General features: G+C 49.0%; 11 protein-coding genes. 2 read left to right on the forward strand and 9 right to left on the reverse strand.

All coding sequences use genetic code 11. From position 1 onward, the window contains the following. Positions 1–33: 33 nt before the first annotated feature. The 4 genes from QVE43_RS05620 to ung all read right to left on the reverse strand — a co-directional run bounded on the left by QVE43_RS05620 (position 34) and on the right by ung (position 4,379). Positions 34–2,241: a GAF domain-containing protein gene (locus QVE43_RS05620; RefSeq protein WP_288005030.1), complete on the reverse strand. Its 2,208-nt coding sequence runs from the start codon at positions 2,239–2,241 to the stop codon at positions 34–36. Positions 2,242–2,254: 13 nt separating this feature from the next. Further along, on the reverse strand, positions 2,255–2,782 hold the full coding sequence (locus QVE43_RS05625; protein WP_288005032.1) for a hypothetical protein: 528 nt from the start codon (positions 2,780–2,782) through the stop codon (positions 2,255–2,257). A 98-nt stretch (positions 2,783–2,880) separates the two neighbouring features. Next, a complete protein-coding gene (locus QVE43_RS05630) occupies positions 2,881–3,657 on the reverse strand; it encodes an enoyl-CoA hydratase/isomerase family protein (protein ID WP_038032060.1) in 777 nt (258 codons plus the stop codon). Between the two features lie 65 nt (positions 3,658–3,722). Further along, on the reverse strand, positions 3,723–4,379 hold the full coding sequence (gene ung, locus QVE43_RS05635; RefSeq protein ID WP_038032112.1) for a uracil-DNA glycosylase: 657 nt from the start codon (positions 4,377–4,379) through the stop codon (positions 3,723–3,725). Between the two features lie 201 nt (positions 4,380–4,580). On the opposite strand from ung, the gene QVE43_RS05640 reads away from it, so the two are divergent. Beyond that, entirely contained in the window at positions 4,581–4,877 is a 297-nt protein-coding gene (locus tag QVE43_RS05640) for an SCP2 sterol-binding domain-containing protein (protein ID WP_038032063.1), read from the forward strand. 183 nt (positions 4,878–5,060) lie between these two features. Next, positions 5,061–7,853, forward strand: a complete 2,793-nt coding sequence (locus tag QVE43_RS05645; protein ID WP_288005035.1) for an aconitate hydratase — start codon at positions 5,061–5,063, stop codon at positions 7,851–7,853. Between the two features lie 996 nt (positions 7,854–8,849). Here the strand turns inward: QVE43_RS05645 and QVE43_RS05650 are convergent. From QVE43_RS05650 to QVE43_RS05670, 5 genes are all read right to left on the reverse strand, one after another. After that, on the reverse strand, positions 8,850–9,287 hold the full coding sequence (locus QVE43_RS05650; protein WP_288005037.1) for a hypothetical protein: 438 nt from the start codon (positions 9,285–9,287) through the stop codon (positions 8,850–8,852). Positions 9,288–9,415: 128 nt separating this feature from the next. After that, positions 9,416–9,982 carry a hypothetical protein gene (locus tag QVE43_RS05655; protein WP_288005039.1) on the reverse strand — a complete coding sequence of 189 codons (567 nt, stop codon included), beginning with the start codon at positions 9,980–9,982 and terminating at the stop codon, positions 9,416–9,418. A gap of 63 nt (positions 9,983–10,045) precedes the next feature. Next, positions 10,046–10,564, reverse strand: coding sequence for a hypothetical protein (locus QVE43_RS05660; protein ID WP_288005041.1), 519 nt, complete (start codon positions 10,562–10,564; stop codon positions 10,046–10,048). A gap of 81 nt (positions 10,565–10,645) precedes the next feature. Continuing rightward, the gene (locus QVE43_RS05665; protein WP_288005043.1) at positions 10,646–12,214 is read right to left on the reverse strand and encodes a bifunctional GNAT family N-acetyltransferase/carbon-nitrogen hydrolase family protein; all 1,569 of its coding nucleotides are present in this window, start codon (positions 12,212–12,214) and stop codon (positions 10,646–10,648) included. A gap of 153 nt (positions 12,215–12,367) precedes the next feature. Then, positions 12,368–14,251, reverse strand: coding sequence for a T9SS type A sorting domain-containing protein (locus QVE43_RS05670; protein ID WP_288005045.1), 1,884 nt, complete (start codon positions 14,249–14,251; stop codon positions 12,368–12,370). Between the last annotated feature and the right edge of the window lie 46 nt (positions 14,252–14,297).

The following is a 14,297-nucleotide window of genomic DNA, read 5'->3' on the forward strand; positions in this document are numbered from 1 at the left end:
TTACTCTGCGTTTTTAAGTTGAAAAGGCGCTTCTTAAATACGGATGGCGTCGTCATTGTCGGTGCTGTCGTCGTCGAAGAAGCTGATATCGATGCTATCTTCTTCGCCCACGGGCACTTCGTTGAACAAAAATACATACACAATCTTGGTATCGATTTCCAGCTTGCCGGCCATCATCTGCACGGGATGCACCTTGCCTTCGGCATCAATGACTTTGCCGGTGACGCTCTGAGTAAATGACTTGTAACTTAGCTGAAAGCGTCGCTGGCGCAAGTCTATGATGTTACTGTAGTTGGTCTCTATAAGGATGTCCACAGGCTGCCCTTCCAACTCCATGCGGCGGTAACCAAAGCGCTTCAATACATAGCGGTTCACTTTGGTAATGATAAAGCGTTCGTTGGTAAGGATGATGCCCTCGTAAATGCGATTGATAATGCTGCGGTAAACATGTGCTTCTTCTGCAACGGCATTGAGTTTTTTCTCCAGCTCGCGAATCCACTGATCGTATTGCTGCACCTTGACCTCCAGCTCTTTTTCTTTGTTTTTGAGCTCTTCGGCGTATTTGCGTGAAGCCTCCAGCAGTTTTGCGTTGCGTTCGTTGGCGCGCACCGCCGCAATGGTCGAAGCAATACGGCTCGAAAGACGCTCTATGAACTCTATTTTATCTTCTTCTATGATGCGGATGGCGGCCAGCTCAATCACGCCGACAATACCGGTGGTGTCGCTTTGCAGAGGCACCACCAGCACGTGTTTGGGCTTGCCTTCAATGAGGCTGCCCGTGATGACTTTGGGATAATCTTCCGGTATGTCTGTCAAACTTATTTTATCGCCTTCGCGCCAGGCGGCACCCACAATGCCTTCTCCCCATGCCACTTTTTTCTTCAAGTGTTTGGGGCGCCCGTAAGCATAGCTTGCTTTCAATTCCAGATAAGGGGGCTCTTCTTCATCGTTCACAATAAAGAGCGCGCCCATCTGACATTCGGTGTATTCTACCAAAGTGGAAATGATTTCATAAGCCTGCCGTTCGAGGTCGTTGTAGTTGGAACGCAAAATCTCGCCAAAGATGGCCAAGCCTTCGGTTGCCCACTTACGCTTGGCTTCTTCACGAATATATTCTGCCAGTTTTTCGTCGCGGCTTTTGGTTTCTTCCACACTTGCTTTCAGCTTGGTGACCATGGCGCTGAAGTTCTTGGCTATTTCGCCCACTTCTGTTTCATCGTCGAACTCAGCCAATGCCTGCGTAGCTTCTTCGTTGTTGATGTCTTCGGTCACGGTAGAAGTAATGGCATCGAGACGGCGGATAGGACGTGCCACGGCATAGTGCTGATAGACAGCTACGGCCACGCCCATCATGAGCAGCAGCAACAGGGCGGAACCAAAGATAAGCTTGGCGCGCCACCAAAGCGTGTCGATATGGCGGGCGGTGCTTCCGGCCAGCAGGCGGCTGTCGTTGTGCAGCTGAATCATCCATTGTTTTGCTTCGGCACGCAAGCCGCTGTTGTCATCAAGCCCTATTTGTTTTTCCAAAGCCACTGCCCTGCCAAAAGCTTGCAGGTAATCGTTCAGGTTGTCTTTGATGGTCATGCGCAGGGCTGAATTCATGTTTGCCGGCAGGGCAGCTTCCAGCTCTTGTGCTGCCTTTTCTACCCTACGCACCAAACGGGCATCTTTTTTTAAAAAGAAGTCTTTTTCATAGTGGCGCATTTTCTCAAACAGCGCCAAAGCCAAAGTGTCCTGCTCTTTGAGTATAAGGTGCAGCCTACGCGCAGCCACATGCATTTGTCCCAGGGCGCCGCTTGTCACAAATCCTTTTTCTTTGACACGCTCCTGCAAGCGGGCAAAGGTTTTGTCAAAGGCACGCCATTCGGCGCCGGTCCGGCTCAAAAGAGAATCGACGCCCAGCTCTGCCGCCATGCGCTCATGTTGCACACCTTCTTTCTGTTCCAGCTGTGAGAGCAGGCGGTTGCCTTCCTGCTTCACTTTTTCGTATTCGAAGAGCACATGGCTTTTGCCGGTTTCCATATAATGCTCGTTGCGCTGCTCTGTTTCCAGGAATGCCTGCATAAGCGCATAGGCTCGATGAACATGGGCATTGAATTGCTCGCTGTGGGACTTAAAATCTTCATAGTGGGCAATATAGCGCACATAGAAAAAGGCAGCCCCCCCTACTGTCATGCTTACCAACAGCAGCAGCAGTGCACTTACCCACAATTTTGATTGAATATGCCTAAATTTCCACATACATTGCTTTGTTTTACTCTATCTCTTCTTCAAAACTGTAGAAGTTGGGATCCAAGGATACCGATTGCCGCCGGTATGCCTGCACAAACCAATCAATGGCAGGCACGTCTATGGCTTCCTTATTTAAATATACGTCTATTTCTTCCAAGCAGTTCGCTTCATCGCGATAAACCTCCACACTTTCCTGTACTTTCATTTCGCCTTCTTCTATCAACTCCTGCACTATTTCATCATACAAGGCCTGTGCTTTGGCTTGCATGGCTTCGGGCAGCTCGGCAAAAGCTTCCCATCCACGCCAGGCAGGCATCAGCGCTTTCAAACGCATTTCGGCTTCTTCGTGCAGCTGGTAGTGGTAGAGTGTTGCCAAGGTATGCATCACCGCATCGCACACCCACTCTTTCCCTTCTTCATCGCGGCGCAAGAATAGTATATGGGCATACAGGCCGTCGTCTTCAGGTTCAAACTCGGGATGCCAAATCCATGTTTTTCCGCCTGTCTTCAGCGGCTCGAGCCAATGTGTTTCTATTCTGCTTGTTTCCATTCGTTCAGTCTTGTAAGCAATTGAAATTTAGGCATTTTACAAACAAACTCCAAATCTACCCAATTTATGAACAAAAGCGCAAGCGAGCATTCAAAAAACTACCATTCCAAAGGCTTTTTTTCAAGGAAAGCAGCGATACCGCGGCGGCAATCATCGGTTTCGCGTGCCATGGCATTCATTTGGGCTGCATACTGCAAGCCTTGTTCAAGCGTACGTTCCTGTATTTCGGCAATCATGCGTTTGGTAAGCTCCATGGAAGAAGCCGAATTTTGTGTGCACAGCTGCAAAGCATAAGCTTTCACTTCGGTTTCAAGACGGTCTGCCTCTACCACACGATGCACCAAGCCCAAAGCCAGTGCTTCTTGTGCATCAATCAAGCGCCCCGAAAGCAGCAGCTCTTTGGCACGCCCCTCGCCTATCTTGCGCAGCAAAAACAAAGAAACGATAGCCGGAATAAAACCTATTTTCACCTCGGTGTATCCGAACTTGGCTTCGGGCACGGAAAAGGTTACGTCGCAGACGGTAGCCAGCCCGCAACCTCCGGCAATGGCATGCCCCTGCACTTGGGCTATCACCGTTTTTTTGAGCGTGTAAATCTTATGAAACAGCGCTTTCAGACGCGAAGAATCGGCCAGGTTTTCTTCATAACTATTTTTTTGAAGCTGCTGCAAATAAGCCAAATCGGCGCCGGCACAAAAAGCCTTGCCTCTTGCACGCAACACAACCACCTTTGCCTGCTCATCTTCTTCGGCACGGCAAAAGGCTGCATACAAAGCTTCTACCATTTCATCATTCAGCGCATTGCGCTTATCCGGGCGATTCAGCGTGATGTAAGCAATGCGCTCCGACACTTCATAGAGTACCATTGATTCCATATTTTTTCTTTTTAAAATTCAATACCAAATAAGAAAAACACAACAAGAGGTGCAAACCAAAGGTTTTACCACACTATAGGTGTTTGCCCATGAGCGCGGAGGTAAGCATTGGCTTTGCTAAAATGGCGGCAGCCGCGAAAACCTCGTGCCAAGGGCGAAGGATGCGGGGCTTCCAGCACCAAGTGCTTGGTTTTGTCTATCACCCTGCCTTTTTCTTGTGCATAACGCCCCCACAACAAAAACACCAAATGCTCTTTTTGCTCCGAAAGCGCTTTGATGACCGCGTCGGTAAATTGCTCCCATCCTTTGCCGCGGTGCGAACCGGCTTCACGCGCCCGCACCGTCAAGATGGCATTGAGCAGCAAAACGCCCTGCTGCGCCCAACGCTCCAGATTGCCCGATGCGGGCGGCGGTGTGCCCACGTCTTCGTGCACTTCGGCAAATATGTTGCGCAATGAAGGGGGAATGGGCACCCCGTCGTTCACGGAAAATGCCAAGCCATGAGCTTGTCCCGGTCCGTGGTAAGGATCCTGCCCTATGATGACCACTTTGGTTTGGTCGAAAGGACAGGCCTCAAATGCCCGGAATATCTGCCTCCCCGGCGGATATACCGTGTGCTTGCGGTATTCTTCCTTGACAAACTGCACCAACTCATGAAAATACGGCTTGCTAAATTCCTCTTTAAGGGCTTCTTTCCAAGAAGGCTCTATTTTTACGTCTATGGCTTGCACGATACACGGTCGTTTGAATGCAACATTTTAAAGGTCAAAATTAAAAAAAGCCCGGGCATTGCATGGAAAGCGCTCACACACAAGCCAAGTTTCTATTGACAACGGCAGGAAAATTTTGTACAAATCATTGAATAAGTGATAAAATTTTGCTTTTTTTGAATGCTTCAAAACCTATTATAAAACAAAACAACTATGAGTTTAAACACGCTGACTGAACGAATGAAAACCCTTTTGGGCGACAACAGCTCGCTGGGCTCTACCATCAAGTTTGTAACCGATGCAGGTGTGGTATATGTAGATGCCACCACCACCCCGCCCCAAGTGCACAATGAAGACAAAGAAGCGGAATGTGTGGTGGAACTTTCTGCCAATGATGCACAAAAACTGTTGGATGGCGACCTCAACCCCATGGGCGCTTTTATGATGGGCAAGCTGAAAGTAAAAGGCAATATGGGCATTGCCATGAAGTTCATGCAAATTGTCGGCTAAAGCCGTGGCATGCTTCCGTTCAATACATTTAGTATGCATTCCTAACTTCAGCCGCTGTGGTGACCGCAGCGGCTTTTTATTGTCTTTAGTGGCAAAAAATTGCTTCTTTGCTAAGAATTTTTATCTTTTGTTTTTGTTATTACAGTAGCATGAATGAACGATTAAACTTAAAACATGAATACTATGGACCTGCAAAAGTTATCACAAGAGGTACGCCGCTCTCTTGAATCGGGCGGCAAAAAGTATGATTACTATTCACTGCCTGCAGTAGAAGAAAAAGGCTTTTCTGTTCGCCGCTTGCCTTATTCCATCCGTATATTGCTGGAAAATGCCCTGCGCAATTTCGACAACTTCGGCATTACCACCGAGCACTTGGAGACGTTGCTCAACTGGCAAGCAGCCGGAAGCGACAAGGAAATTCCTTACAAGCCGGCGCGCGTCTTGATGCAAGACTTCACGGGCGTGCCTGCCGTCGTCGATTTGGCTTCGTTGCGCTCTGAAATGCAGCGCAAAGGCAAAGACCCGAAGAAAATCAATCCGCTCGTTCCCGTGGACCTGGTCATTGACCACTCCATTCAGGTGGAATATTTCGGTACGAGCTATGCCTTCCGCCGCAATGTGGAGTTGGAATACGAGCGAAACAAAGAGCGCTACCAGCTGCTCAAATGGGCACAAAAAGCCTTTAAAAACTTTTCGGTAGTGCCTCCCGGCATGGGCATTTGCCACCAAGTAAACCTCGAATACCTCGCCAAGGGCGTCATGGAAAAAGATGGCGTGCTCTTCCCCGACACGCTGGTAGGTACTGACTCCCACACGCCCATGGTCAATGGTATTGGTGTATTGGGCTGGGGCGTCGGTGGTATAGAGGCAGAAGCTGCCCTGCTGGGACAACCCATTTACTTCCTCACACCGCAGGTCATCGGCTTGAAGCTTACCGGTGAGCTGCCTGCCGGCACCACCGCCACCGACCTGGTGTTGACCATCACCCACTTGCTGCGTCAATTCGGAGTTGTGGGCAAGTTTGTGGAAGTATTTGGCGACGGGCTGGATAAGCTCACCGTTCCGGACCGTGCGACCATCTCGAACATGTCGCCCGAATTTGGCTGTACGGTTACTTTCTTCCCCGTAGATGACCGCACACTCGACTATATGGCTCTGACCGGACGCCCCGACGAGTGGATACGCGTGGTAGAAGACTACTGCAAAGCCAACGCCCTGTGGCGCAACGCGCAAGACCCCGTGGAGTATTCACATGTGCTGGAGCTGGACTTGGGCAGCGTGCAACCCACTGTTTCAGGTCCGAAGCGTCCGCAAGATAAAATTTTGGTAAAAGACCTGAAAGAAAGCTTCAAAAAATTATTGAAAGAAGAGCATCAACGCGATTACATAGAGCCCGAAGAGCGCCAAGAAAACACATGGCTTAATGAGGGGGGCAGCCAAACGGCATTTACCGACCACCCGCAGCACAAGCCCGTCGGTGCCGAAGTAGCCGTTGAAGAAGTAAAGAACAAACAACGCACGGTGCGTGTCCGCCTCAACAATGAGGAATATCTGCTGAGCGACGGCGCCATTGTCATCGCTGCCATCACCTCGTGCACCAACACTTCGAACCCAAGTGTGATGCTGGGCGCCGGTCTGGTTGCCAAAAAAGCCATTGAGCGTGGTTTGGATGTGAAACCATGGGTAAAAACAAGCTTGGCGCCCGGCTCAAAGGTAGTTACCGACTATCTGGAGCGCTCCGGCTTGCTGGAAGAGCTCGAAGCCCTGCGTTTCCACGTAGTAGGCTACGGCTGTACTTCTTGTATTGGCAACAGCGGCCCGCTGCCTGCCCCCATTGCCGAAGCCATAGAAAAACACAACTTGATTACTGCCAGTGTGCTGTCGGGCAACCGCAACTTTGAGGCGCGGGTGCATCCGCAGGTAAAAATGAACTTCCTGGCTTCGCCTATGCTGGTGGTGGCTTATGCCATTGCCGGACGCGTGGATATAGATCTGCTCAACGAACCCTTGGGCTATGACCCCAACCTTGAGCCGGTTTACTTAAAAGACATATGGCCTACCCAAGAAGAAATATTTGAAGTAATGAAGCGGGTCATCACGCCCGAAGACTTCCGCAAAAACTACGGGCAGATATTCGAAGGCGACGACCTGTGGCAATCGCTGCCGGCACCTTCGGGCGAAATTTACCAATGGGACGAAAACTCTACCTATATACAGGAAGCCCCCTTCTTTAAAAATCTGCCGGAAAAGCCCGAGCCCATCGAATCGCTGGAAGGGGCGCGCGTGCTGTTGTACTTAGGCGACAGCGTTACCACCGACCACATATCGCCTGCCGGCTCGTTTAAACCCGACTCGCCCGCCGGCAAGTACCTCACCGCCAAAGGCGTGCAACCCAAAGACTTCAACAGCTACGGTTCGCGCCGTGGCAACCACGAGGTGATGATGCGCGGCACTTTTGCCAATGTGCGTATCAAAAACAAGCTGGCAAAACGTGAGGGCGGCTACACCACCTACCTGCCTACGGGCGAAGAAATGACCGTCTTCGATGCGGCAATGAAATACCAATCGGACGGCACCCCGCTGCTGGTACTGGCAGGTAAGGAATATGGTAGTGGCTCGTCGCGCGACTGGGCGGCCAAAGGGACCTACCTGCTGGGTATCCGGGCAGTGATAGCCGAGAGCTATGAGCGCATCCACCGCAGCAACCTAATTGGCATGGGTGTGCTTCCGCTGCAGTTCAAAGCGGGCGAATCGGCGGCAAGCTTAGGGCTCGACGGCACCGAGACCTTCAGCATTGAAGGTTTGAACGACAACATCAAGCCGCAGGCTGTTTTACGCGTAAAGGCACAAAAAAGCAATGGCGAAACCATCGAGTTTGACGTCATTTGCCGCCTCGATTCGGAAATAGAAGTGGAATATTACCGCCATAAAGGCATATTGAACTACGTGCTGCGGCAGTTCTTGCAAGAGGCGTAAACATATGCTATGCCAAGCCCCTCACATGAGGGGCTTTTTTATTTTCTGTTTGCCCCAATGGAAATGCCCATCAGAAACGGCTACGAAGCTGTTTTCTTAGGCATGTTCAACGAAACCAAGCGAGGCTGTTATTTCAAGGATCACAAAGCCTGTCATTTCAAACCAAATTTAGCTTGTCCTTTCGAGCAGGCGAAGCGTAGCTTGTCATTTCGAACCGAACACAGTGAGGTGAGAAATCTCAATTTCACTCAAACCAAGCGACAAGAAGTAAACGAGATTTCTCGCTGCGCTCGAAATGACAAAAAAGGGTACTCGATAACAAAACAAAGAAAATGGACTACAAAAACACAGCTTATCATCTCGAGCGGGTGAAGCGCAGCTTGTCATCTCGAACGAGCGAAGCGAGTGAGAGATCTCATCAAACCAAGCGACAAGAAATAAAAGAGATTTCTCGCTGCGCTCGAAATGACAAAAAAGGGTACTCGATAACAAAACAAAGAAAATGGACTACAAAAACACAGCTTATCATCTCGAGCGGGTGAAGCGCAGCTTGTCATCTCGAACGAGCGAAGCGAGTGAGAGATCTCATCAAACCAAGCGACAAGAAGTAAAAGAGATTTCTTGCTGCGCTCGAAATGACAAAAAAGGGTACTCGATAACAAAACAAAGAAAACGGACTACACAAACACAGCTTGTCATCTCGAACGGGCGAAGCGTAGCTTGTCATTTTGAACCGAACGCAGTGAGGTGAGAAATCTCAATTTCATTCAAACCAAGCGACAAGAAGTAAAAGAGATTTCTCGCTGCGCTCGAAATGACAAAAAAGAGCGCTCGAAATGACAGACAAAGGAAAAAAGCGAGAAACAACGAAGCAGGACGTTTAAAATGACTAAAGGATGAAAACAAAACAACAAAAGCGAAGCAGGAAAGAAGAAAAGACGAAATGAGCAAAGGCTTAGAATAAAAAAGCCCGGACTAAGCCGGGGCAAATGTGTTTCATAGAAGTTTCAGGTCATAAAATGCAATACTGCTTTGATCTTCTTTATCGAACACCGCTATCATAGATATAACGCTTTGCTCCTCACTTATTTGTCTTTTGTAGAGAAAGATAACATACGAGTCAGACTTCTGGTCGATGGCATTCATCACCCACACTTCCCTTGATTCCGCTTCATCTTCATTTTCCATCTTTTGCGCATCAAGGATAGCAAAACGCCAATCCACATTATTGCCGGTAATTCTAAGTATCGAATTGTCTATGTCGAGGCGAATAACATGACGCACACGGGAAGAATCCAATATTTCACCTTCGATGCTAACTACGGCAACGCCATCCGAAATAAGAACTACTTGCTGCGCCCGGGCATGCTGCCACGGCCTTTGGCACAAAAGCGCCACCACAAGGAAAATACCCAAACGAATCGCTGCTGTCATGGCTGTGTGTGTTTTATTTGAACATACACACAAAAGAAGGCTTTTTTAGCTTCCGCCATGCAGCTTTGCAAGCTTGTTGGTGGGTCTCACAACAAAAAAAGGTGCCACAGGGGCACCCTCATGCTGCTTTAATCCAATACTTGCAAGCCGACATTATCGAAACGCACCGCGGGGGCATTGATTTCCTCGCTCCAAAGGTAAGCGACAGCCTTCAAATTCTCCTCGTTCTTGATCCGATACATCTCTACCACCATAGAGACGGCTTTGCCGGTGGCAGTGAGCAAGTAAACATAGATAGCGTCTTCGTACTGCTCTGCTTCTGCGGGGGGCGGTCCAATGGGCTTATGGTTTTCCTCTTGGTACATGGAAAGCAACACCAAAGAGGTACGCAGCGAATCACCTTCGATATAAAACTCTGCTACTCCCCGGCTTATATTTAATATCCATACCGAAGGTTGCTCTACAGACATGCTTAGCGTATTGCCGGATTGCCCGGTATTTACTTCTCTGAAAGAGGAGGCACCCAAAAAAATCACTTTTTGACCACGATAGGCTTCAAAAAGCGAATCAGATTTTGCCTTTTGCTCGTTTTCATGCACATCTTCCGGAATTTGCCCCCAAGCAGACGGCACACGCAGCATGCTCAAAGCCATGCAGATAACGGTAACAAACAAGTGAAAGCATTTCAAGTTCATATGAATGACATTTATATTGTTTACACACCAATGTTTATACATGGAAGCTATTTAGCCGGCTTCTTAAAGAAGCGACACATAAACCCTGCCGAAGCAAAACAAGGCTTGGTCAGCATCCGGCGAATAATAGATTAGGCACACAGGACGTTTTTCACCGGATTCTTTTTTAGAGTATACCTCTAAGATTTCCCCCCCATCTAAGAAAAAACGCGTTACATTGCAAAAACTACCATCAGATAAAAGAGCTTTTCCATTATTGATTTCATTCATTTTTTTCTCAAATAACACCTCGCCATCGTAATAGAGTCTTAGCTGACCAGTCTCCATATTGAGCACCCAGCGTATAGAGGCTGCTATGGGTCCTTTGGTAAACTCTCTCCGGGTAATCGAAGCGGCGTCCAAAGCGCCGGCAGCATTGAATGTTACTTTTAAGCCACCCAAAGAGTCAGAACTCATCACCAAGGTGCGGGCGCGCTCATTGCGAAGGGAATCAAACAAGGCAATTTGTGCCTGCGCCTGTTGTTGCATCCAAAGAGAAGCAGAGGCAAGCAACAGGAAGAGAAGAAAACGAATCACTTGCATGGCTATATGTATTTTTGAGTGAACTCATAGAGCAAATAAAAGCATTTCTTCCCCTTGCGATGCCTCTTTACAAGCTTGCAATCAAGCAGTTGGGTGCTCTATGCCGGAACCGGCAGGCACTTGCTCCCGCTTCACACGCTCCACACGATACACATCTGTACGGCGGTCTTTGAGGTTGCGCACGCTACCGTATTGGTGCAGCTCGCGTAAAAGGTCCAGGTCCACATCGGCAATCAATATCATTTCCGTATTGGGGGTGGCTTCTGCCTTCACGCCATTGGCAGGAAAGGCAAAGTCGCAAGGCGTGAATACCATCGATTGGGCGTATTGAATATCCATGTTGTGCACCTTGGGCAGATTGCCCACGCTGCCGGCAATGGCCACATAGCACTCGTTTTCTATGGCACGGGCTTGTGCACAATGGCGCACCCGCGAATAGCCGTTTTGGGTATCGGTAAGGAAGGGAACAAACAGGATTTGCATGCCTTCATCGGCCAGCAGGCGGCTTAGCTCCGGAAATTCCGAATCGTAGCAAATCAAAATACCTATTTTACCACAGTCGGTATCGAAAGCACGCAGCCGGCTGCCGCCCTCCAGCCCCCACACTTTGGCTTCATCGGGGGTAACATGTATTTTCTCATAGCGTTCTACTTTACCATCTCTATGGCACAAATGCCCCACGTTCAATAGCTTGCCTTCGTCGGTGAGCAGCGGCATGCTGCCGGTAATGATATTGATATTGTAGCTGACTGCCAGCTCTGAAAAGCGCTGTGAAATCACCGGCGTATATTCTGCCAAAGCGCGAATGGCGTCAGCCTCGGACAGGTGGTTGTAAGCAGCCATCAGCGGTGCATTGAAAAACTCAGGGAAGAGGGCAAAATCGGCCCGGTAGGCAGACAGCGCATCTACAAAAAACTCTGCCTGCTGCATGAGGTCGTCCAGTCCTTTGTAAAAGCGCATTTGCCACTGCACCAGTCCCAAGCGCACAACGGTTTTGTTGATTTTGGGTTTGCGTTGCGGCGGGGTGTAGTAGATGTTATCCCATTCGAGCAAAACCGCATATTCTTGCGAGGCTTCGTCGCCCTCCAGATATCCTTTCAGCACACGCACCACATGAAAGTCGTTCGAAAGCTGAAAGCTCAACACGGGGTCGTGAATTTCCTTGTGTGCTACCTTTGCAATGTATTCCTTGGGTGTCAGTTCAGCAGCATATTGGTGATAATTGGGGATGCGCCCGCCAAATACTATTTTTTTGAGGTTCAGGCGCTCGCACAGTTCCTTACGGTAATCATAGAGGCGGCGCCCCAAGCGCAAGCCGCGGTAATCGGGGTGCACAAACAGCTCAATGCCATATAGCACGTCGCCATCGGGGGTATGGGTATTGAAGGTGTAGTTCCCGGTAATTTCGCGGTAGGTATGGTGTTCTTCTGCCAGGTCGTCTTCCACAATAATGGCAAGTGCACAAGCTGCCAGCTTGCCATCTACACGGATAACCACCTGCCCTTCCGGAAAAAGCTTTATAAGACGTTCGACATGCGAGCGCTGCCATACGGTTGGCATGGAAGGGTAGGCTGCGCGCATGGCTTCGCAAAGGTCTTCGTAGTCTTCTATACGTAAAAAATCGAGTTTTACATTGTCAATGGAATGCATAAAAAAAGGATTGGGTTGATTTGTTTAAATATACGTAAAAAAGGCAAAAATTAAAAATAAAATAAAAAAAGAGGGCAGACAGTGGCATAAAGTGTGTACTTTCGGGCATTCATTACTGGACCACAGCCTGCCCAACTAATCCGGCACAGCTGCTTACTTTTGTAAGCACACGCGCTCTATTTTCAATTGGTTTTCGGTTTGAATATATAACAAATAGAAACCATTGGCTAAGGAATGCAAACTCACCTCTGCTTGGTGTCCCTCTACTCGCACAGGCACATCAGCAAGGAGCGTCCCTTCTATGCCACATACCCAAACTTTGAGTAATTTCCTGTTGCTGCTTATAAACACTTTATTAGTGGTAGGGTTCGGATATAAATATACTTCGGCGGTAACATGGCCAAAATCCACAAACTGAACGTTGGAGTAGAAGTGTTCGCCTGAGGTACGATATACTTTCAGACGGTAATAAATTTGCCGGTTCGATGCCTCTGTATCATAAAAGCTATAATATTGTTGATGAGGCTTGGATAAGAGTCTGCCTATTTCTTCCCATGTTTGCAGGTCAACAGAACGCTCAATATGGAAAGCTGCTGCTTCTTCGGGTTGAGCTACAGCCCACTCAAGACGGACCTTCGGATATTCCAAAGCCAAAGCCCGGAAACCCAGCAACTCTACGGGCAAGGGCGTAAACTGCGAAGTAAACACACTGCTTCCTGCATTTTGCCCATTAGCGGCTCTATCGCAGGGGTTGGCGTTGTTATTGCACCCTCCAATACCCGGGGCTGTACTGGTGGTTACATTCGCCGGCAAAGGGGTGGTAAAGAAAATCACTCCTTGCCCTCCGCCGCCACCTCCACCGTGCATAGAAGAGTTCACATTGCCCCCATTTCCCCCATTTACACTCACATGAATTGGACAAGAAAGTGGTACATTCCAGTTATTTACTATAAGCACAATGCTTCCGCCGGCACCGCCACCCCCACAGCCATCCCAACCATTGCCGGGTGCAGCATCATTGCCGTTTGCCGAAATAAGCCGGGCTGAGGTGCAGCTACCACTTGTCCCTACAGAAGCTGCCCGCAAAATGATGATGCCACCGCCATTGCCCCCATACGAATCGAAGCCGTTGTTTCGTTCACCGGCACCACCGCCACCGCCCATAAAGACGCGGTTGATGCTTGTATAACCATTAAGAGCAATCCCTCCCAGTCCACCAGCACTACGATTGACTTGGTCGCAGTTCCATCCCCACCCGCCATTGCCACCGGCGCTGTAATTTCCGCCGCCCCCGCCGCCGCCATTGTGGCTGTTGCCACCCCCACCACCATTTAGTAGCTTCCCTCGAGCTGCCACATAGTTTGGGTTGGTATTTTTGTAAATCCCCTCTCCCTTAGGAGCACGCACACCGGGATAGTTAGAATAAAAAACATTGTCTTCACAAACAGGGTTTGGCATGTTGCGCCATAAACTTTGTGTATTATCATCATTGGGTCCTCCCCGAAAACCTGCACCATCAGCTGTAAGGTTGTGGGCGAGCGTGAGCGTGCCGGGCACATCTATTGCCAATACGCCACCAATATTTCCATTCCATGGCAAGGCTGCCAAATTCGAGGTTGTCGTATAGTTTGGATTGCCCAAGCGGCGAAAAGTAATGACTTGTAAACTGCTGTTAGAATCTATTTGATAGGTATTGGCAGGAGGCGCATCGAGCGTAAGCACACGCTGTGGAGAGTAAGTCTGAGAAACAATTTGCCTTACTTCATACAACCCCACACTGCCCAAGCCGGCAATGGGGTCGCCAAAAGCGCTGGTGTTGGTGGTGTTTCCCAACACATTGCCTTGCATTTGCATAATGATAATCAGGTCACCATTATCGAAAGTATCGTATGTTTCGTTGATTTCACCGGGAGCAGTAGAAAGCGTCAGATTGTTGCCACTTACTGCCAATACTTTGGCATAAGCGTTGACATACTGCGCTTGTGCCCAGTGCGCACTTAAAGATATCCACAATAGTAAGGACCATAATGCTTTCATATGCCAAATGAGCTATGTATATTTGTATTCAAATATACATAATTTC

Source organism: Thermonema sp., from assembly GCF_026003375.1.
Taxonomy (GTDB): Bacteria; Bacteroidota; Bacteroidia; order Cytophagales; family Thermonemataceae; genus Thermonema; species Thermonema rossianum.